The sequence below is a fragment of the Streptomyces olivochromogenes genome (assembly GCF_001514115.1).
Taxonomy (GTDB): domain Bacteria; phylum Actinomycetota; class Actinomycetes; order Streptomycetales; family Streptomycetaceae; genus Streptomyces; species Streptomyces olivochromogenes.
This window is the reverse complement of the sequence record NZ_KQ948452.1, coordinates 264,439-283,530: the sequence shown is the minus strand read 5'-3', so window position 1 is coordinate 283,530 and position 19,092 is coordinate 264,439. Positions and strand designations below refer to the sequence as shown.

The following is a 19,092-nucleotide window of genomic DNA, read 5'->3' as shown; positions in this document are numbered from 1 at the left end:
CGAATGTAGCGGAGAGTAAGCGCGTGATCGCAGGCATCGGCATACATTCATCCGATCGTGTGAGGATTGACCGCTGGGCTGACGCGCGCGGCCCGGACGTACAGTGGCGTGGGCGCGTTACGTACCTGACGAAAGGTTCTTTCGCCTGCCGCGCAACGGGCCCGCCGGTTGCCACACCACAGGTTCTGAAGGTTCTGAGGCTTCTAGGGAGGCGCTTGCCGTGAGTGAGTTGCGGTTCGTCCGCATGGGATTCGGTGCCGAGGCCGTGGAGTACCAAGAGGCCTGGGACGAGCAGCGCCGCGTGCATGCCGCCCGTTTCCTGGACGAGGTCCCCGACACCTGCCTGCTCCTGGAGCACCCGCCGGTCTACACGGCGGGCCGGCGTACGGCGGACAGCGAACGGCCCCTCGACGGCACGCCCGTGGTCGACGTGGACCGCGGCGGCAAGATCACCTGGCACGGACCCGGGCAGCTCGTGGGCTACCCGATCCAGAAGCTGCCGCGCCCGGTGGACGTGGTGGCGCACCTGCGGCGGCTCGAAGACGCCATGATCCGGGTCTGCGCCGAGTTCGGCGTCGAGACCAGCCGGGTGGAGGGCCGGGCGGGCGTCTGGGTCCTGGGCGACCCCGTCGCCTCACGCCCCTCCGTCGGCGGGCTCTCCCTCGACTTCGACCCGCGGCTGGCGGACGAGGAGTTCGACCCCCGTCTGAACGGGCCCGAGTACGCGCCCTCCAACGCCGGGCAGCGGCGCGAGGACCGGAAGATCTGCGCCATGGGGATCCGGGTCGCCAAGGGCGTCACGATGCACGGCTTCGCCCTGAACGTGAATCCGGACACGTCTTCCTTCGACAAGATCATCCCGTGCGGGATCCGGGACGCGGGGGTGACGTCCCTGGCGTACGAGTTGGGGCGCGAGGTCACCATCGCCGAGGTTCTGCCGGTCGCCGAGAAGCACCTGCGCGATGTCCTGGAGCACGCCGACCTGCGCCCCCGCGAGGTCGAACGGGCCTCGGCCTGACGTATGCCGCCTGCGGACGTCCCCTCACGCGCCCCTCAGGCCGGGGCTCCGCCCCGATCCCCCGCCTGCCCGACGTGGCCCGACTGCGGGCCGGTGGGGGCTGCTCGCGCAGTTCCTCGCGCCCCTCAGCCCGGGGCTCCGCCCCGCGTCCCCGTCCGTCCGCAGTCGTTCGGCTGACGGCCGGTGGGGGCTGCTCGCGCAGTTCCCCGCGCCCCTGAAAGCCTTCAGCCCGTCCGGCGTTTGAGGACGAGGTCGTTCAGGCCGGTGGGGGCCGGGGCGCAGCCCCGCCCCTCAGGGGCGCGGGGAACTGCGCGATCGGCCCCCACCGGCCCGCAGCCGACAAACCCACCCGGGGGTCTGGGGGCGGAGCCCCCGGGGCGGGATGGGACGGGTAGGGGCGGCGGGGGCGAGGAAACCCCCGGGAATGCACCCCCGGTCCGCAAGGTTGCCCACCGCGGGGGCCGAGAACCGTACGGGCGTACCCTGGTGTACGCCGAAGAATCGAAGCTACAGGGAGCCGATGTGTCCGCAGTCGCACCCGACGGACGCAAAATGCTGCGCCTGGAGGTCCGGAACGCCCAGACCCCCATCGAGCGCAAGCCCGAGTGGATCAAGACCCGGGCGAAAATGGGCCCCGAGTACACCAAGATGCAGAACCTCGTGAAGAGCGAGGGCCTGCACACGGTCTGCCAGGAGGCGGGCTGCCCCAACATCTACGAGTGCTGGGAAGACCGCGAGGCCACGTTCCTCATCGGCGGTGACCAGTGCACCCGGCGCTGTGACTTCTGCCAGATCGACACGGGCAAGCCGGAGGCACTCGACCGCGACGAACCCCGTCGCGTGGGCGAGTCCGTGGTCACGATGGACCTGAACTACGCCACCATCACCGGCGTCGCCCGCGACGACCTGGAGGACGGCGGGGCGTGGCTGTACGCCGAGACCGTCCGCCAGATCCACCAGCAGACGGCGGAGCGCGAGGCCGGCCGCACCAAGGTCGAACTCCTCGCCCCCGACTTCAACGCCGAGCCCGCCCAGCTCGCCGAGGTCTTCTCGTCCCGCCCGGAGGTCTTCGCGCACAACGTCGAGACGGTCCCCCGGATCTTCAAGCGCATCCGCCCGGGCTTCCGCTACGAGCGCTCGCTGAAGGTCATCACCGAGGCGCGCGACTACGGTCTGGTCACGAAGTCGAACCTCATCCTCGGCATGGGCGAGACCCGCGAGGAGGTCAGCGAGGCCCTCACGCAGCTGCACGAGGCGGGCTGCGAGCTGGTGACCATCACGCAGTACCTGCGTCCCTCCGTGCGCCACCACCCCGTGGAGCGCTGGGTCAAGCCGCACGAGTTCGTGGAGCTGAAGGAGGAGGCCGAGCAGATCGGCTTCTCCGGTGTCATGTCGGGCCCGCTGGTGCGCTCCTCGTACCGCGCCGGTCGGCTGTACCAGATGGCCATCGAGAAGCGTGGCGCGTACGTCGCCTCGCAGGCGGTCTGATCACCCGCACGGAGCAGTGCGGGCGACATAATTTGAAACGCCTTACAACCCGAGCGGTGGCACTCAGTGCCACCGCTCGCGTGTGAATCGGCGCACAAGCAACTCCCCCCACAATGTGGCCAATTCACCGCGCTACGGACCGTCCGCGCAGATGGGGACAGGCGTCAGGACGGCGTCATGCTGGAGGCCCGCCGCATCAAGGCTTCATTGGTGTTTGACCGGTCGGTCACGCCCTGGTAACACCAATCAGTGACCCTGGTCTTACGCCACGTACCGCCCCGTCCAGAGCCGCCATCCCGAGGGGGGACCTCCATCATGCAGGCCGCGCCCGTACGCGCCACAGCCATCCCGTCGTTCACCGATGCACTCCGTGCCGTCGAGTCGCTGCTCATGAGCAGTGGCCAGCGCACCGCCCGCCGCAACGCCTGGACCTCCGTCCTGGAGGACCGCCGCCGCGCCAAGGACCGGGTCGAGGCGCAGCGCGTGCTGGAGTCCGTGGCGACGCGTTCGTAGCCGTCGCCGGACCCCCCGTGCGGGCGCTGCCGCAGCCTGCCCGGACACTGCCGTCGTCGGCGCTTGTCGGGCCACGTAGACTTCGTGGCATGGCGAGGAAGGAAACTGCAGCGGACGCTGCTAACCCCGGGCGACTCAAGCAGATCGCCCTGACCTACAAGATGACTCGCAAGGCCGACTCCAAGATCGGTCTTGTACTCGCGGCAGTCGGAATCGTCACCTTCGGTGTCTTCCTCGCGATCGGCCTCTTGATCGACCACCCGTACTACCTGGGCATTCTCGGCCTTCTGCTCGCCTTCCTCGCGACGGCGATCGTCTTCGGGCGCAGGGCCGAGCGAGCCGCGTTCGGACAGATGGAGGGCCAGCCCGGCGCAGCAGCGGCCGTGCTGGACAACATCGGCCGAGGCTGGACCACGACTCCGGCGGTGGCGATGAACCGCAGCCAGGACGTGGTGCACCGCGCGGTCGGCAAGGCCGGCATCGTGCTGGTGGCCGAGGGCAACCCGAACCGGGTGAAGAGCCTGCTGGCGGCCGAGAAGAAGAAGATGGCGCGGATCGTCGCCGATGTGCCCGTGCACGACGTGCTCGTGGGCTCCGGTGAGGGTCAGGTGGAGCTCAAGAAGCTCCGCACGACGATGCTGAAGTTCCCCCGCGTCCTGACCGGCCCGCAGGTGACGGCCACCAACGACCGGCTGCGCGCGATGGGCGACCTGATGAGCAACATGCCCCTTCCGAAGGGTCCGATGCCCAAGGGCATGCGGATGCCGCGCGGCGGACCGAAGGCCCGCTGACACTCCTCTGAGCAGAGTTACGACGATGGGGGCGCCCGGATCACTCCGGGCGCCCCCATCGTCGTACCACTCGCCGTACGGCCTGGTGTCGCTGTAGGGCCTGGTGTCGTCGTACGGCCTGGTGTCGTCGTACGGCCCGGTGCCCGGTTGCTAGGCCCGGACCTCGATCGTGCGGGCCATGCGGTCGTGCAGGCCGCGGCCGTCGCGGTCCCAGATCAGGGCGGGGATGACCACGCACAGCAGGGCGGTGCGCAGCAGGACGCGCAGCGGGTTGAGACGGCCGCCGCCCTCGGGGACGATCCGCAGGCCCAGGAGGCGCTTGCCCGGGGTGGAGCCGACCGTGCCGACGGTCAGGACGCCCAGGACGAAGAAGACGAGCAGGGCCCAGTTGCCCGTCGCCCCCGGCTTGTAGCCGTGGGTGAGCAGTCCGTATGCGATCAACAGGCACAGGGCCCAGTCGATGGCGAGGGCGGCCAGCCTGCGGCCGGGGCGGGCGATGGAGCCGGGCCCCTGTTCCGGCAGACCCAGCTGTTCGCCCCGGTATCCGAGGTCGGCACCGGCGTCCTCCAGGGCCGCGCGGGGTCCGGAGAGCCACGATCCGATTGCTTGCCTGTTGTCCACCCGTCCACGGTACTGCGCCCGTTTTGGCATGCGGACAGGAGGGGCCTGACGACCCCGGGTCGGTTAACTTGGGCGAAACAAATGGGTCACGCTGGAGAAATCCCCCATCCCTATGGTCGGCTCCAGCGTGTGCCACCGCACTGGCCGCACGAACGAACTACCACCCCGGTCCACTGTGGGCGGGAGTAGGAGGAGCTGGATGTTCCAGAACGCCGACGAGGCCAAGAAGTTCATCGCGGACGAGGACGTCAAGTTCGTCGACGTCCGCTTCTGCGACCTGCCGGGCGTGATGCAGCACTTCACGATCCCGGCCGAGGCCTTCGACCCGGCCGAGGAGCTCGCGTTCGACGGTTCCTCGATCCGCGGCTTCCAGGCCATCCACGAGTCCGACATGGCGCTCCGCGCCGACCTGTCCACCGCGCGCGTCGACCCCTTCCGCCGCGACAAGACGGTCAACATCAACTTCTTCATCCACGACCCGATCACGGGCGAGCAGTACTCCCGTGACCCGCGCAACGTGGCGAAGAAGGCCGAGGCCTACCTCGCCTCCACCGGCATCGCCGACACCGCGTACTTCGGCCCCGAGGCCGAGTTCTACGTCTTCGACAGCGTGCGCTTCGACACCAAGTCGAACGAGGCCTTCTACCACATCGACTCCGAGGCCGGCGCCTGGAACACCGGCGCCCTCGAGGACAACCGTGGTTACAAGGTCCGCTACAAGGGCGGCTACTTCCCGACCCCGCCGGTCGACCACTTCGCCGACCTGCGTGCGGAGATCTCCCTGGAGCTGGCCGCGTCCGGCCTCCAGGTCGAGCGCCAGCACCACGAGGTGGGCACCGCCGGCCAGGCCGAGATCAACTACAAGTTCAACACGCTGCTCGCCGCGGCCGACGACCTCCAGCTCTTCAAGTACATCGTGAAGAACGTCGCCTGGCGCAACGGCAAGACCGCGACCTTCATGCCGAAGCCGATCTTCGGTGACAACGGCTCGGGCATGCACGTCCACTCGTCGCTGTGGGCGGGCGGCACCCCGCTCTTCTACGACGAGGCCGGCTACGCGGGTCTGTCGGACATCGCCCGCTACTACATCGGCGGCATCCTCAAGCACGCCCCGTCGCTGCTCGCGTTCACCAACCCGACGGTGAACTCGTACCACCGCCTGGTGCCGGGCTTCGAGGCGCCGGTCAACCTGGTGTACTCGCAGCGCAACCGCTCCGCCGCGATGCGTATCCCGATCACGGGCTCCAACCCGAAGGCCAAGCGCGTCGAGTTCCGCGCGCCCGACTCCTCCGGCAACCCGTACCTCGCCTTCTCCGCCCTGCTCCTCGCGGGCCTGGACGGCATCAAGAACAAGATCGAGCCGGCCGAGCCGATCGACAAGGACCTCTACGAGCTCGCCCCCGAGGAGCACGCGGGCGTCGCCCAGGTCCCGACCTCCCTCCCGGCCGTCCTCGACCGCCTCGAGGCCGACCACGAGTTCCTTCTCGCCGGCGACGTCTTCACGTCCGACCTGATCGAGACGTGGATCGACTTCAAGCGCACGAACGAGATCGCGCCGCTGCAGCTGCGTCCGCACCCGCACGAGTTCGAGCTGTACTACGACGTCTAAAGATCAGACAGCTAAAGATCACGACGTCTGAAGATCACGACGTCTGAAAGACGCCTGAAAAACTGAGGGCCGCCACCTGTATGTACAGGTGGCGGCCCTCGGCCGTGGTCCGGTCAGGGCACCACAATCACTACGACTCCACCACCGAAGCCGTTGCTGAAGCCGTTGTTGAAGCCGTTGTTGAAGCCGAATCCGTTGTTGAAGCCGAAACCGTTGTTGAAGCCGAAACGGTTGAAGCCGGTGTTGAAACCGTTGTTGAAGCCGAAGCCACAGTTGCCACGGCCACCCCAGTTGGAACAGCCGTTGGTGGTGACCTGGGAGTGGGCTTGGGCCGGGGCAGCTGCCGAGGCCGTACCTGCTGCGCCGATCGCGGCGCCTCCGGCCATCAGAACGCCGATGGCGGATACCGCGAAGAAGCGCCTCGCACGTTGTGCCTTCATGGATGAATCCTCCTTGCACCCCTCGTGCGGTCTTTCGGAGGCACGAGACGGATGGCAGATGGCCGTGACCGCGACGGAGCGGGTCCGGCGCGATGCTCGCCCGAGTACAGGGAGTACGTTCATGCCGCCGACGCGTGCAGCGGGCGTACTCCGGTGGCGGCTCTTTTCATGAAGAGCTGCTCGCGAATAAAGGCTAGTCGGCGATCGACCACTCAGCATCTTGGACGGAATCCCTCAGTTCCTGCCCGGAATCCCACAGGTGGCCTTTGCCCCTCCTAGGGCTGTTCGGAACCGCTCCATGGGCATCCGCAGGTGCACACTGGACAGCGGGACGAGTGCCTTACTGCGGGGGTGATGCAGATGCAGAGCCGGTTCCGGAGCGATCCGCGGTTGACCGTACGCATGACGGTCACGCTGTTCCTGCTCGGATTGCTGTACGTGGCCTTCGTCGCCGCGTTGATCGTGCTGTTGAAATCCTGGGTGCTGGTCGTGGTCGTCGCGGCCCTGCTGCTCGGCGCGCAGTACTGGTTCTCGGACCGGATCGCGCTCTACGCGATGCACGGCCGGATCGTGGAGCGCGAGGAGTATCCGCAGCTGCACGGGGTCGTCGACCGGCTGTGTGCCGTCGCCGACATGCCGAAGCCGCTGGTCGCCGTGTCGGACATCGACATGCCGAACGCGTTCGCGACCGGGCGGAACGCCGATCACGCGGTCCTGTGCGTGACCACCGGGCTGCTGCGGCGGCTGGAGCCCGACGAGCTGGAGGGCGTGCTCGCGCACGAGCTGTCGCACGTGGCGCACAAGGACGTCGCCGTGATCACCGTGGCCTCGTTCCTCGGGGTGATCGCCGGGCTGATCGTGCGGTTCGCCTTCTACTCCCAGCTCTTCGGCGGGCGCGGCCGCAAGGACCAGAACACCGTGGCGATCTTCATGGCGGTGATGGCCGTCTCCGCGGCCGTGTACGCGATCAGCTTCCTGCTCATCCGGGCCCTGTCCCGGTACCGCGAGCTGGCCGCCGACCGGTCCGCCGCCCTGCTCACCGGCCGGCCCTCGGCGCTGGCGTCCGCGCTGACGAAGGTCTCCGGGGACATCGCGCGGATCCCGACCAAGGACCTGCGGACGGCGCAGGCGTTCAACGCGTTCTACTTCACGCCGGCCTTCGGTGCCGAACCGGGGATCGCGAAGCTCTTCTCGACCCACCCCAGCCTGGAGCAGCGGCTCGAACAACTGGGCAGGATCTCGGCGGAGCTGGGTGAGGCGGCGACTCCGGAGAACACCGCCTGACTCTTCCTGCTCCTCCCTGGCCCTTCCTGGCCCTTCCCGACCCACCCTGCTCTTCCTGGGCCGTGGCCCTTCGTCCCTTCCGGAAAGGCGGCCGACTGCATGGGGTTCCTGGACATCCTGCTCGGGCGTACCAAGGCCGTCGCGCCCGATCTCGACCAGCTCTTCGGGCTGCCGTCGGCGGCCCTGACCCTGCAGGCCGCCGCCGGCTTCACCCCGACCGGGACGGGCGCGGTGTGTTTCGCGAGCGTCGAGGGCGGGGCCTTCGCCCAGGCACACCAGGAGGTGCAGGAGCTGCTCGACGCGGATGCCGAGCGCACGGGTCCGCCGGTGGAGGTCCGCCGGGACGAGTACGGGTACTCGTGGCTGGTCTCACGGCGGGAACCGGACGATCTGCCCGCGCTGGTCAGTGATCTGCACGCGGTCAACAGCGCGCTGGAGGGCAGCGGCTTCGGACCGCAGCTGCTCTGCTCCGTGGCCGGCTTCCAGGACACCGGGCAGCGGCGGCTCGGACTCGTCTACCTCTACAAGCGCGGCACCTTCTATCCCTTCGCACCGCTGGCCGGCGAGGCCCAACGGCGCGACAACGCGCTGGAACTGCAGGTCAAGGCCACGCTCGCGGACGATCTGCGGATCGAGCAGGACCTCAGCCGCTGGTTCCCGATCTGGGGCGCCCCAGGTCTGTGACCTGGCCGGGGACCGTCGGTACGTAGAGAGAGGAAAAGCGGGCGTGGGTAAATGGGGGGATGCTCGCCTCCTTCGCACACGGCCATGACGGTGAACGACTGAGCTGCGTCAGCGGCGGCGGTGACGACGGCCCTGGCGCCGCGGCCACCGTCGTCCTGCTGCACGGCGCGGGCCTCGGCAACAAGGAGCGGCTGCTCCCGCTGCTGGAGGAGTTCGTGGCACGCGGCTGCCGGGGCCTCGCCCTCGACTTCTCCGGACACGGTGAGAGCTCGGGCGAACTCAAGGACCTGAGCCTGCGCCGACGCTTCGAGCAGGCCGTCTCCGTCATCGACGCGTCGGTCCCGGCGGACGGTCCGCTGATCCTCGTCGGGTTCAGCATGAGTGGCCAGACGGTGGCCGATCTCGCCGGGCACTACGGGCGGCGCGTGGTGGCGCTGGGCCTGTGCGCGCCCGCGGTGTACGGCGCCGAGGCCTGGCAGGTTCCCTTCGGGGAGGATGGGGGTACCTCCCGCTCGAGCGAAGTCGAGAGTGGGGGAGGCCGCTTCAGCGAGATCATCCGGGCGCCGGACAGCTGGCGGCAGGCCCCCGCGCTCGACGTGCTGCGCGGGTACGACGGCCGTGCGGTCCTCGCCGTACCCGCTACGGACGCCGTCATCCCGCCCGCCGTCACCGAGGCCGTGACGGACGCGCTCACCGCCCGCGCCCAGTTCACCCGGCTCGAGTTCCCCGACGCCGACCACATGCTGGGCCTGTGGCTGCGCGAACATCCCACCGACCGGGCGCGGTTCGTGGACGCCGTACTCGTGGGCCTTGGCGAGCGGGGGTGGACCGCGACCCGCGGCTGGGTGGCCAAACAGCTTCCGGCCGGCAGGAGCGTACGGGAGTCCACGGCCCTGCGCGGCGGCTGGAGCTCCCAGATGCGCCGGCTCACCCTCGACGACGGTACGGGTCTGGTGCTGCGGTCGTTCGTGAAGCCCTTCTACCGCCGTCACGCGCCCGGCCTGCTGGCCCGCGAGGCGTCCGTCCTCACCCTGCTCGCCCCGTACGAGGACGTACCCACGCCCGAGCTCCACGCCGTCGACGCCGCCGCCGAACACTGCGACCATCCCTCGCTGTTGATGTCCTCGCTGCCGGGCGGGGTACGGGTCGACGAGGAGGACCTGGACCGGCGCATCGACCTGCTGGCCCGCCAACTGGCCCGTATCCACGCGGTGGTTCCTGCCGACCGCCCGCGCCCGTACCAGGCATGGACCTCGCCCGAACGCGTCCGTGCGCCCCGGGGCGCGCTGTGGGAGCGGGCCGTGGACGTGATCCGGCGCGAACCCCCGGCGTACGAAGGGTGTTTCCTGCACCGGGACTTCCATCCCGGCAACGTGCTCTTCACCGGCGCGGGCGACACACTGCGGATCAGCGGGGTGGTCGACTGGGTGGAGACCTCGTGGGGGCCCGCCGACCTGGACGTGGCCCACTGCTCCACGGCTCTCGCGCTGCTCCACGGGGAGGCGTACGGCCTGGGGTTCCGCGCACGGTACGAGGCACACGGCGGACGCCGACCGGCCGACGCCGAGGAGCACTTGTACTGGCGGCTGCTGGACGCGCTGGCCTACTCCCCCGACGCCGAGAAGCTCGCGGTGCCGTGGCGGGAACTCGGGCGCGCGGACCTGACCCCCGAACTGCTGGGCGAACGGCTGACGGCGTATGTGACCGGGCTGTTCGAACTGTACGGCTGAGGCATCGGCGACGACGAGATGGTCGCCGGAGTGGGAGGCGCGTTCGCGGGTGTCAGGTCCGTACGGCGCGGGCCACGTCGGCGGTGACGTCGCCGGAGAGGCTGCGGGTGCTGCGGGCGGTGGCGTCCTTGGCGGCGCCGGCCGGGACGTCGTTCAGGGTGACGACGACCGTGTCGAGGAGGTTGCCGCCCTTGTCGCGGAAGTCGACCTGGACCGCGTACGTCTTCGCCGCGGACGTCGGGTTGGTGGCGGTGGCCTTGACGGTGGCCCGGCCCGCGGAGTCGATGGTCACCCGGTCGCCGAGCTTCACCTCGTCCTTGGCGTCAAGGCCGTTCTTGAACTCGTCGAACTTCCGCCCGGCCTCGGCGGTCGCGGAGGCGAGCGAGTCGCCGGCCTGGGACGCGAGGGAGGAGGCGGCGGAGGCCATGTCGGACGGGGTGGTGCCGTGGGAACAGCCGGTCAGGGAGGCGCCGAGGGCCAGCAGGAGCATGACGGGCACGGGCCACGGGCCGGTCCGTCGTACGCCGGGCGCCCGTATCCCACTCACCCCGTGCACCCCGCCTGTCCCGCGTATCCCTCGTATCCCGCATATCCCTTGCCTCACGTGCCGCGCCATGTCGTCTCCCGACGGTCCGCTGCGGATTCCCGCTTCAGTCAAGGCCGTGAGCAGGGGCGTACGCATGGCGGGGGCGCCGATCGGGTGAGGCGCGAGAGGATGCGGGGACGGCAGCTACGAGAGGGAGGCGGCGTGGGCGAGGAACGGCGGCACATCGCGGTGGCGGAGCGGCGGGCCCGGCTCGCCCTGCGGCACCGGCTCGCGGGGACGGCGCACGCGGCGAGTCCCGAGGAGGTCGCCAGGTCCCTGGTCGCACTGCACGGGACCGATCCGGCGACGGTGTACCTGGCGGTGGGCGCGCGGCTCGCGGACGCGGGGAAGACGGTGGCGGAGCTCGACCGGGCGTTGTACGAGGACCGGACGCTGGTACGGATGCACGGCATGCGGCACACCGTGTTCGTGTTCCCCGCCGAGCTGGCCGCGGTGGTGCACGCCTCGACGGGGCTCGCGATCGCCGCGAAGGCCCGGGCCGGGCTGATCAAGGACCTGGTGAGCGGCAGCGACGGGCGGCTGAGCGAGGAGTGGCTCGCCGAGGTGGAGGCGTCCGCGCTCGCCGCGCTGGCGCGGCGCGGGCAGGCCACGGTGAACGAACTCGTCCAGGACGAGCCGCGGTTGAGGGAGCAGTTCACGTACGGCGCGGGGCGGAGTTACGAGAGCGCGCACACCGTGTCGTCCCGGCTGATGCGGGTGCTCGGGGTCGAGGGGCGGGTGGTGCGGGGGCGCCCGCTGGGGTCCTGGACGTCGACCCAGTTCCGCTGGGCCGTGGCACCGCCGCATCCCGAACTCCCGCCCTCCGAGGCCCAGCCCGAGCTGCTGCGCCGCTGGCTCGCGGTGTGCGGGCCCGCCACCGAGGCCGACCTCAAGTGGTGGACGGGGTGGAAGGTCACCGATGTGCGGCGGGCGCTGGCCGCGATCGGGGCGGTGGCCGTGTCGCTCGACGACGGGGTCACCGGATATGTGACCGCCGACGACATCGCCCCCGTCCCCGGCCCCGCCGCGCCGTGGGCCGCGCTCCTGCCCGGGCTCGATCCCACGGCCATGGGGTGGCAGGAACGGGACTGGTACCTCTCCCCCTCCCTCCGCCCCGCCCTCTTCGACGGCAGTGGGAATGTCGGGCCGACGGTGTGGTGGGACGGGCGGGTGGTCGGGGGGTGGGCGCAGCGGGCCGATGGGGCCCTGGTGTGGCGGGTGCTGGAGCCTGCCGGGGTGGGGCGGGAGGCACTGGCCGCCATCGAGACGGAGGCCGACCGGCTACGGGCCTGGCTGGGCCCGACCCGGATCACGCCCCGCTTCCGAACCCCCCTGGAGAAGGAACTGACGACGGGGCAGTGACGGAGGGAACGGGCTCCGCCCCGGCCCCTCGGTGTGCCGTTCAGCCGCGGGTGGGTGGAGGCGGATCGCGCAGTTCCCCGCGCCCCTCGGCCGGGGCTTCGCCCCGGATCCCGGTGGTCCTTCGACCGCGGACCGGTAGGCGTTGCTCGCGCAGTTCCCCGCGCCCCCGGGCGGGGCTTCGCCCCGAATCCCCGCCCACCCCTGGTCGCTCGGCTGCGGACCGGTAGGGGTTGCTCGCGCAGTTCCCCGCGCCCCTGAGCGGGGCTTCGCCCCGAATCCCCACCCACCCCCGGCCGCTCGGCTGCGGACCGGTAGGGGTTGCTCGCGCAGTTCCCCGCGCCCCTGAGCGGGGCTTCGCCCCGAATCCCCACCCACCCCTGGTCGCTCGGCTGCGGGCCGGTGGGGGCTGGGCGCGCAGTTCCCCGCGCCCCTAAAAGCCTCGGGTCGTCCGGCGTTCCAGGGCAAGCCCGGAAGCCACACCCCACCTCGGCCCGCATCATTGAGCCCGTCCGGCGTTCGAGGACGAGCCCGGAGGCCGATGACCCACCCACCCCAGCCCGCGTCTTTCAACCCATCCGGCGTTCGAGGACGAGCCCGGAGGCCGATGACCCACCCACCCCAGCCTGCGTCTTTCAGCCCGTCCGGCGTTTGAGGACGAGGCCGTTCAGGCCGATGGGGGGGCTGGGGGCGGAGCCCCCGGGGACGGGATGGGTAGGGGCGGCGGGGGCGAGGAACCTCGGCCCCGCCGCCCCGGCGCTCAGCGCGCGTACCGCATCAGCGCGCGCACCATGTGGCACGTGGTGTCCGACGGCGGATGAACACCGATCGCCTCCGCAGTACTGCGGATCTTCTCGTTGCGGGCCTGATTCGGAACGTACACACCGGAGTCGAGCAGAGCGATCGCGAGACGCATCGCCTTGAGCCGGCGGTTGTGCGTGACGTACCACTCGCGAGGCCGCCCCGGCGGCAACGGGCGCTTCGCCACGGGCTCGTACGGCAGGTCCATCAGGACCGCCCTCTTGGACGTGGACTGAGTGGGCAGCGGCTTCAGTGCGGCAGCGGGCACAGGCATCCTCCTGTCGCGGTCAGGGCGCCATCCGGACCCCCCGGCGACACCCTCGAACACTGCTTCCAGTTTACTGCCCGGCACTGACATCCAGGGAGTCCGCAGAGTCCAGCAAACATCCAGGTGAGCAAGGGAATTGCCGCCGCGTCACAGCAGTTCCGCGAGATGCGCGTGAGGCGGCGGCAAATTCGAACAGACCCTCCGGTGGGCACGACGGGGACCCGTTCGTCACCCACCGGGAAAGGGGCGGCTCACGCCGTCAGGAGTAGGTCCAGCGCCACCCGTTGCGGTAGGCGCACGTGATGCCCGCACCACCGGCATCCGTCGTCGAAGCGCCGTGATCCCTGTTCCGGCAGTACTGCCCCGCCTCGTAGCAGTTGCCCGAGTTGGAGACGATCGAGCAGGTGCCGGTGTCACTGCTCCCGCTTGTGTCCACCCCGGCGTCCCGCGCGGCCTCGGTGACCGTTTTGGTCGGGCCCGGCGTCCGCACCGTCTTGGTCACGGTGGCCCGCGGCTTCGGCGTCGCGGTGACGGTGACGGTGGCGGTGGCGGTGGCCGTGGCCGTGGCGGTCACCGTGATCGTCGGACGGGGCCTGGCAGCCGCAGCCTTCGCCGCGTCCACCTCGTCCTGCGCGCTCTGGGTGCCACCCATGGCTCCCAGACCGAACACAAGGATCCCGGCCGCCCACACGCGCTTGCGCTTGCGCCAGGGCCGCGTGTCCGGCGGGCGTGGAGCAGGCAGCGTTGTGTACGGGTCAGTCATCTCGTCCCCCCTGGCTGTGCTTTCGGGTGGGATGACGCTATTACCTGGGTGTGGCATATGACAGAGGCATGGAGATGGAGTGATGATCTTGTGATGAACCGCGCGGTGTCGGCCTCATGGAGAGGAACGAGGGAGCTTCCCGCACACCGGCGGAAAAGGGGGTCCCACGTAACGTGTGCTGCATGGAGATCTGGATCAATCCGGCCTGTTCGAAGTGCCGCGGCGCCATCAGCCTGCTCGACGCCGAGGGGGCGCAGTACACCGTCCGCCGCTACCTGGAGGACGTACCCACGGAGGACGAGATCCAGGACGTACTGGAGCGGCTGGGCCTCGAGCCATGGGACATCACCCGGACGCAGGAGGCCGTCGCAAAGGAGCTCGACCTGAAATCGTGGGCACGCGACGCCGGTTCGCGTGGGCGGTGGATCAAGGCACTCGCCGAGCACCCGAAGCTCATCCAGCGCCCGATCATCACGGCGGACGACGGGACGGCCGTCGTGGCACGCACGGAGGAAGCGGTTCGGGACGCCTTGACTCGCATGTGACATGTGACCCAGGCCACTTCACTGACTCGTGTGAACCATTGAGTAACCCTGTTCGGCATCTCGTACATAGCGGCACACGGATCACATCCGGTCGTCGCACGAGGCGGCCACGGACAGGAGGCGTGCATGTCGCGTAGAAGGACTCTCAGCCCCAAGAAGAAGCTCGCACTGCTGGTCAGTGCCGCCGCCGTGGCCGGAGGTGGCGCCTTCGCCATGGCGGCCAACTCCAACGCGGCGCAGACCGAGAACGGCCGGACCCTGTCCGCCGCGGACTCGACGGTCTGCCAGGGGCTCACCACCGCCCTCGGCAACAACCAGAAGTTCATCGACGGCCAACGGGCCAATCCCGACGCGCAGTCGGCGGCGCGGATCGCCAACCGCGAGGCGGTCATCGCACAGATCAAGGTGCAGCAGAAGGCGTCCGGTTGCGCGGTTGGGGAGTCGGCTCAGGGCTCCCAGACCACGCAGCCCGCGCAGTCCGCCCAGCCGGCGAAGACCCCACCCGCGCAGCAGCAGACCACCGCACCCGCGCAGGGGACGGGTGGTGGTGGCGCCGCCGCCGGCCAGCAGGTCTGCAACGGCTCGACCGTCACCCTCTCGGGCGAGGCGGGCGCCCCTGCCGCGTCCAGCAACCAGTTCCCGGCCGGGACCAAGCTCAAGGTCACGAACCTGGACAACAACAAGTCCACGACCGTGCAGGTCACCTCCGTGTCGGGCAGCTGCGTACTGCTCAACAACGCGGCGTTCGAGCAGGTCCGGGAGCCGGGCAAGTTCCTGATCCGCCGGGCCCGCATCGAGAAGGTGGGCTGAGCGCCTCCACCTGACGACTGAGGAACTCCGCCCGAACGGGCGGCGGTACCGGCCGGGCCGCGTGCGGCAGCAGCCCCGCGGCCCGGACCGCCGCCCGGTGCGGGCCGTGCGTCCTGCTGTTCGCGGCCACGAACAGCAGGACCGGCACGTAGAGCGAGTTCACGGGGCGGAGAGTCCGGTGCGCGTCCGCAAACCCATCGCATACGAGCCGCCGCCACCGGGACCGGGAGGACCACGGTGGGCCGACGCGTGTGCTCGCGGGCTTCGCGAGCGGGCCGCCGACAGCGGTCGGGAATAGCTCTCGGCGAGCGAGTCGCAGCACAGAGACACCCGGTAACACGGGGTTCACATTCGAGCAATGATCGGGAAATCGCCTGTTGACAGGCTGCCGGGCAGTACCGCGGCGCCCCAGTGCCGCAGCGCCGCAGCACCCGCAGTGCGCCCAAAGACACACCCCGAAGGATGTGGCCCGTGACCTTCAAGGCTGAGTACATCTGGATCGACGGCACCGAGCCGACGGCCAAGCTCCGTTCCAAGACGAAGATACTGGGCGACGACGCCAAGGGCGTCGAGCTGCCGATCTGGGGCTTCGACGGGTCTTCCACGAACCAGGCCGAGGGTCACGCCTCGGACCGCGTACTCAAGCCCGTCGCCACCTTCCCGGACCCGATCCGCGGCGGCGACGACATCCTCGTGATGTGCGAGGTCCTGAACATCGACATGACGCCGCACGAGTCCAACACCCGTGCCGCGCTGGCCGAGGTGGCGGAGAAGTTCGCCGCTCAGGAGCCAATCTTCGGTATCGAGCAGGAGTACACCTTCTTCGACGGGGAGCGCCCGCTCGGCTTCCCCGTCGGCGGCTTCCCGGCCCCGCAGGGCGGCTACTACTGCGGCGTCGGCGCGGACGAGATCTTCGGCCGTGACGTCGTCGAGGCGCACCTCGAGAACTGCCTCAAGGCGGGTCTCGGCATCTCCGGCATCAACGCCGAGGTCATGCCCGGCCAGTGGGAGTTCCAGGTCGGCCCGCTGGCGCCGCTGGAGGTCTCCGACCAGCTGTGGGTGGCCCGCTGGCTGCTCTACCGCACCGCCGAGGACTTCAACATCTCCGCGACCCTCGACCCCAAGCCGGTCAAGGGCGACTGGAACGGCGCCGGCGCGCACACCAACTTCTCCACCAAGGCGATGCGCGAGGGCTACGACGCGATCATCACCGCGTGCGAGTCGCTGGGCGAGGGCTCGAAGCCCCTCGACCACGTCAAGAACTACGGCGCCGGCATCGACGACCGCCTGACCGGTCTGCACGAGACCGCCCCGTGGAACGAGTACTCCTACGGCGTCTCCAACCGCGGCGCCTCGGTCCGCATCCCGTGGCAGGTCGAGAAGGACGGCAAGGGTTACATCGAGGACCGCCGCCCGAACGCCAACGTCGACCCGTACGTCGTCACGCGCCTGCTCGTCGACACCTGCTGCACCGCCCTGGAGAAGGCCGGCCAGGTCTGATCCGCCCCGCACACCACGCGAGGAGGCGTCCACCGTCACGGTGGGCGCCTCCTCGCGTTGCGCGACATCGGCCTCGTCGTACGACGTCGACCCCGTCGTACGAGGTCAGCCCGTCGTACGGCGTCAAGTTCACGCCAAGGACGCGTCCGACCTGTGAGAGGAGTCTCCTGCCCGGCTCCGGCTTCTGCTTCAATGGGGGCATGGCCAGCTTCCAGAAGTACACCGCGACGGGTCGCCCCGACCTGGAGCCCTTCTGGCCTTCCCGTCAGCATCACGACTTCGACCGGGTGTGTTGCCGCGCGACGAACGCGCCGGCCCTCTAAAGCCGTACACCCCCGGCCTTCGGCCAGCGCGCACGACGTACGTCCTCGACGGCCCCGACCACGAACTCGCGGTCGTCGACCTTCCCGACGAACTTCTCGCGCGAAAGAGCTGACCTCTCATGGCGACCACTCGTTCCTTCTCGTCCGTCGCGACCACGTCCGCACCGGCACCCGCCCCCGCCCCCGCGCGGCACCGACTCCGTGCCGTCCACCGGGACGAGGTGGTCGACGTCGCGGACTTCCTGCCGCCGGGCGCCACCTGGCTGCCCGCTCCCCCGCACACCCTGCCCGTACTCCCCGGCCAGCCGCCGATGATCGGCTACCTGGTCCTCGTACCGGCCGACCAGCAGCCCCTGCTGCCGGTCGCCGTCCCGGACTCCCCCGCCCCCACCGACGCCGCCGTGGGGGACGACCCGCTCGTCCGCATCGACCCCGTGCAGCGCACCGCCGAGGTCGACGGGCAGCCGCTCGACCTCACCTACCTGGAGTTCGAGCTGCTCGCGCACCTCGTCTCGCATCCGCACCGGGTGCACACCCGCGACCAGCTGGTCACCACCGTGTGGGGCTACGGGCACGTGGGCGACGGGCGGACCGTCGACGTCCACGTCGCGCGGTTGCGGCGCAAGCTGGGGGCGCAGCACCGGAAGGCGATCCAGACGGTACGGCGGGTGGGGTACAAGTACGCGCCTCCGACGGGGCGTTGACCCGCTCCGCCGCTCGGGAACTCTTCTGTCAGCAGATTCCCGTTCCGTCCGGCGGACCGTGCGGGCAGAGTCCTCCGTATGACACCCAAGAAACTGCTGATGCTGGGCGGTACGGACTTCGCGGGGCGGGCCGTGGTGGAGGCGGCGCTCGGCCGTGGCTGGGAGGTGACCGTCTTCCACCGCGGGCGCCGGGAGCCGCCCGCGGGGGCGCGGTCCTTGCTGGGGGACCGCACCGCCCCCGACGGGCTCGCGGCGCTCGCCGAGGCGTCCGCCGATGGTGAGTGGGATGCCGTCGTCGACACCTGGTCGGCGGCGCCGCGGGCCGTTCGCGACACCGCACGGCTGTTGGCCGACCGGGCCGGGCGGTATGTGTACGTGTCGACCTGCTCGGTCTACGCGTGGGCTCCGCCCGCCGACTACGCCGAGGACGCGCCGCTCGTGAAAGGGGCGTCCGAGGACGCGGAAGAGACCGACTACGCGCAGGACAAACTCGGCGGCGAGCTGGCCGCCGTGTCCGCGTTCGGCGCGGAGCGCTCGTTGCTCGTGCGGTCCGGGCTGATCCTCGGGCCGTACGAGAACATCGGGCGCCTGCCGTGGTGGTTGACCCGGATCGCCCAGGGCGGTCCCGTACTCGCGCCCGGCCCACGGTCTCTCCCCCTCCAGTACGTCGATGTGCGTGATCTCGCGGAGTGGATCCTCAGGGCGGTGGACGCGGGGGTGAGCGGGGCGTACAACCTGATGAGTCCGCAGGGGCATACGACGATGGGGGAGCTGCTCGACGCGTGCGTCCGGGTCACCGGGGCGCGGGCGGAACTCCGTTGGACCGAGCCTTCCGTGGTCCTCGACGCCGGGATCCAGCCGTGGACGCAGTTGCCGGTGTGGGTGCCGGTGGGGTCCGACATGCATGACGCTCTTCATCGGGCGGACGTGTCCCGGGCGGTGGGGGCGGGACTGCGGTGCCGGCCCGTCTCGGAGACGGTCGCGGACACGTGGACCTGGCTCCAGGGCATCGGCGGGGTGGCCCCCCAACGCCCGGACCGTCCCCCGGTGGGCCTCCCCTCGGACCTGGAGACAAAGGTACTCACCCAGTAGCGCCACCCTCGTCCTCGCCCCCGCCGCCCCTACCCGTCCCATCCTCCTGGGGCTCCGCCCCAGACCCCGTGGGGTGGTCTTTCGGCTGCGGGTGGGTGGAGGTTGGCCGCGCAGTTCCCCGCGCCCCTTGGGCCGGGGCTGCGCCCCGGATCTCCGGCCCGCC

19 protein-coding genes are annotated in these 19,092 nt (G+C 70.3%); 14 read left to right on the top strand and 5 right to left on the bottom strand.

Annotated elements, in window-relative coordinates; translation table 11 throughout:
• Window positions 1-220 precede the first annotated feature (220 nt).
• The 4 genes from lipB to AQJ27_RS07200 all read left to right on the top strand — a co-directional run bounded on the left by lipB (window position 221) and on the right by AQJ27_RS07200 (window position 3,810).
• Window positions 221-1,018 (top strand): lipoyl(octanoyl) transferase LipB, encoded by a 798-nt coding sequence (lipB, locus tag AQJ27_RS07215; RefSeq protein ID WP_067363464.1) that lies wholly within the window; start codon window positions 221-223, stop codon window positions 1,016-1,018.
• A gap of 522 nt (window positions 1,019-1,540) precedes the next feature.
• On the top strand, window positions 1,541-2,506 hold the full coding sequence (gene lipA / locus AQJ27_RS07210; protein ID WP_067363461.1) for a lipoyl synthase: 966 nt from the start codon (window positions 1,541-1,543) through the stop codon (window positions 2,504-2,506).
• Window positions 2,507-2,821: 315 nt separating this feature from the next.
• Window positions 2,822-3,019 (top strand): SCO2195 family GlnR-regulated protein, encoded by a 198-nt coding sequence (locus AQJ27_RS07205; RefSeq protein WP_054229278.1) that lies wholly within the window; start codon window positions 2,822-2,824, stop codon window positions 3,017-3,019.
• An 89-nt stretch (window positions 3,020-3,108) separates the two neighbouring features.
• The gene (locus AQJ27_RS07200; RefSeq protein WP_067363458.1) at window positions 3,109-3,810 is read left to right on the top strand and encodes a DUF4191 domain-containing protein; all 702 of its coding nucleotides are present in this window, start codon (window positions 3,109-3,111) and stop codon (window positions 3,808-3,810) included.
• 150 nt (window positions 3,811-3,960) lie between these two features.
• Here the strand turns inward: AQJ27_RS07200 and AQJ27_RS07195 are convergent, their stop codons facing one another.
• Entirely contained in the window at window positions 3,961-4,431 is a 471-nt protein-coding gene (locus tag AQJ27_RS07195) for an RDD family protein (protein ID WP_067363455.1), read from the bottom strand.
• Between the two features lie 199 nt (window positions 4,432-4,630).
• On the opposite strand from AQJ27_RS07195, the gene glnA reads away from it, so the two are divergent.
• Window positions 4,631-6,040 (top strand): type I glutamate--ammonia ligase, encoded by a 1,410-nt coding sequence (glnA, locus tag AQJ27_RS07190; protein WP_067363453.1) that lies wholly within the window; start codon window positions 4,631-4,633, stop codon window positions 6,038-6,040.
• 113 nt (window positions 6,041-6,153) lie between these two features.
• Here glnA and AQJ27_RS07185 read toward each other — a convergent pair whose 3' ends face one another.
• On the bottom strand, window positions 6,154-6,480 hold the full coding sequence (locus AQJ27_RS07185; RefSeq protein WP_067363450.1) for a hypothetical protein: 327 nt from the start codon (window positions 6,478-6,480) through the stop codon (window positions 6,154-6,156).
• A gap of 360 nt (window positions 6,481-6,840) precedes the next feature.
• Here AQJ27_RS07185 and htpX point away from each other — a divergent pair, with 360 nt between their 5' ends.
• The 3 genes from htpX to AQJ27_RS07170 all read left to right on the top strand — a co-directional run bounded on the left by htpX (window position 6,841) and on the right by AQJ27_RS07170 (window position 10,178).
• On the top strand, window positions 6,841-7,764 hold the full coding sequence (gene htpX, locus AQJ27_RS07180; protein ID WP_067364748.1) for a zinc metalloprotease HtpX: 924 nt from the start codon (window positions 6,841-6,843) through the stop codon (window positions 7,762-7,764).
• A 99-nt stretch (window positions 7,765-7,863) separates the two neighbouring features.
• On the top strand, window positions 7,864-8,448 hold the full coding sequence (gene pspAB / locus AQJ27_RS07175; protein WP_067363447.1) for a PspA-associated protein PspAB: 585 nt from the start codon (window positions 7,864-7,866) through the stop codon (window positions 8,446-8,448).
• Between the two features lie 59 nt (window positions 8,449-8,507).
• Entirely contained in the window at window positions 8,508-10,178 is a 1,671-nt protein-coding gene (locus tag AQJ27_RS07170) for an alpha/beta fold hydrolase (protein ID WP_067363444.1), read from the top strand.
• Between the two features lie 52 nt (window positions 10,179-10,230).
• Here AQJ27_RS07170 and AQJ27_RS07165 read toward each other — a convergent pair whose 3' ends face one another.
• Window positions 10,231-10,725, bottom strand: a complete 495-nt coding sequence (locus AQJ27_RS07165; RefSeq protein WP_162489339.1) for an FxLYD domain-containing protein — start codon at window positions 10,723-10,725, stop codon at window positions 10,231-10,233.
• A gap of 168 nt (window positions 10,726-10,893) precedes the next feature.
• On the opposite strand from AQJ27_RS07165, the gene AQJ27_RS07160 reads away from it, so the two are divergent.
• Window positions 10,894-12,126, top strand: a complete 1,233-nt coding sequence (locus AQJ27_RS07160) for a winged helix DNA-binding domain-containing protein (RefSeq protein WP_067363441.1) — start codon at window positions 10,894-10,896, stop codon at window positions 12,124-12,126.
• A 757-nt stretch (window positions 12,127-12,883) separates the two neighbouring features.
• Here the strand turns inward: AQJ27_RS07160 and AQJ27_RS07155 are convergent.
• Both AQJ27_RS07155 and AQJ27_RS07150 read right to left on the bottom strand, forming a co-directional pair.
• Window positions 12,884-13,192: a hypothetical protein gene (locus tag AQJ27_RS07155; RefSeq protein ID WP_054230803.1), complete on the bottom strand. Its 309-nt coding sequence runs from the start codon at window positions 13,190-13,192 to the stop codon at window positions 12,884-12,886.
• 259 nt (window positions 13,193-13,451) lie between these two features.
• Entirely contained in the window at window positions 13,452-13,955 is a 504-nt protein-coding gene (locus AQJ27_RS07150; RefSeq protein WP_067363439.1) for a hypothetical protein, read from the bottom strand.
• A 182-nt stretch (window positions 13,956-14,137) separates the two neighbouring features.
• On the opposite strand from AQJ27_RS07150, the gene AQJ27_RS07145 reads away from it, so the two are divergent.
• The 5 genes from AQJ27_RS07145 (at window position 14,138) to AQJ27_RS07125 (ending at window position 18,929) form a co-directional block, all read left to right on the top strand.
• Window positions 14,138-14,500: an arsenate reductase family protein gene (locus AQJ27_RS07145; protein WP_067363437.1), complete on the top strand. Its 363-nt coding sequence runs from the start codon at window positions 14,138-14,140 to the stop codon at window positions 14,498-14,500.
• A gap of 126 nt (window positions 14,501-14,626) precedes the next feature.
• Window positions 14,627-15,310 (top strand): RlpA-like double-psi beta-barrel domain-containing protein, encoded by a 684-nt coding sequence (locus AQJ27_RS07140; RefSeq protein ID WP_067363434.1) that lies wholly within the window; start codon window positions 14,627-14,629, stop codon window positions 15,308-15,310.
• Between the two features lie 471 nt (window positions 15,311-15,781).
• Window positions 15,782-16,810, top strand: coding sequence for a glutamine synthetase (glnII, locus tag AQJ27_RS07135; protein ID WP_067363430.1), 1,029 nt, complete (start codon window positions 15,782-15,784; stop codon window positions 16,808-16,810).
• Between the two features lie 442 nt (window positions 16,811-17,252).
• Window positions 17,253-17,837 carry a winged helix-turn-helix domain-containing protein gene (locus AQJ27_RS07130; RefSeq protein WP_067363427.1) on the top strand — a complete coding sequence of 195 codons (585 nt, stop codon included), beginning with the start codon at window positions 17,253-17,255 and terminating at the stop codon, window positions 17,835-17,837.
• Between the two features lie 99 nt (window positions 17,838-17,936).
• A complete protein-coding gene (locus AQJ27_RS07125) occupies window positions 17,937-18,929 on the top strand; it encodes an NAD-dependent epimerase/dehydratase family protein (RefSeq protein ID WP_067363424.1) in 993 nt (330 codons plus the stop codon).
• Window positions 18,930-19,092: the final 163 nt, after the last annotated feature.

Coding starts and splice junctions, on each gene's coding strand:
- AQJ27_RS07125 (WP_067363424.1), top strand. CDS start 17,937: ATGCTGGGCGGTACGGACTTCGCGGGGCGGGCCGTGGTGGAGGCGGCG.
- AQJ27_RS07170 (WP_067363444.1), top strand. CDS start 8,508: ATGCTCGCCTCCTTCGCACACGGCCATGACGGTGAACGACTGAGCTGC.
- AQJ27_RS07140 (WP_067363434.1), top strand. CDS start 14,627: ATGTCGCGTAGAAGGACTCTCAGCCCCAAGAAGAAGCTCGCACTGCTG.
- AQJ27_RS07200 (WP_067363458.1), top strand. CDS start 3,109: ATGGCGAGGAAGGAAACTGCAGCGGACGCTGCTAACCCCGGGCGACTC.
- AQJ27_RS07130 (WP_067363427.1), top strand. CDS start 17,253: ATGGCGACCACTCGTTCCTTCTCGTCCGTCGCGACCACGTCCGCACCG.
- AQJ27_RS07150 (WP_067363439.1), bottom strand. CDS start 13,955: ATGACTGACCCGTACACAACGCTGCCTGCTCCACGCCCGCCGGACACG.
- AQJ27_RS07160 (WP_067363441.1), top strand. CDS start 10,894: ATGCGGGGACGGCAGCTACGAGAGGGAGGCGGCGTGGGCGAGGAACGG.
- AQJ27_RS07145 (WP_067363437.1), top strand. CDS start 14,138: ATGGAGATCTGGATCAATCCGGCCTGTTCGAAGTGCCGCGGCGCCATC.
- htpX (WP_067364748.1), top strand. CDS start 6,841: ATGCAGAGCCGGTTCCGGAGCGATCCGCGGTTGACCGTACGCATGACG.
- pspAB (WP_067363447.1), top strand. CDS start 7,864: ATGGGGTTCCTGGACATCCTGCTCGGGCGTACCAAGGCCGTCGCGCCC.
- glnA (WP_067363453.1), top strand. CDS start 4,631: ATGTTCCAGAACGCCGACGAGGCCAAGAAGTTCATCGCGGACGAGGAC.
- AQJ27_RS07205 (WP_054229278.1), top strand. CDS start 2,822: ATGCAGGCCGCGCCCGTACGCGCCACAGCCATCCCGTCGTTCACCGAT.
- AQJ27_RS07185 (WP_067363450.1), bottom strand. CDS start 6,480: ATGAAGGCACAACGTGCGAGGCGCTTCTTCGCGGTATCCGCCATCGGC.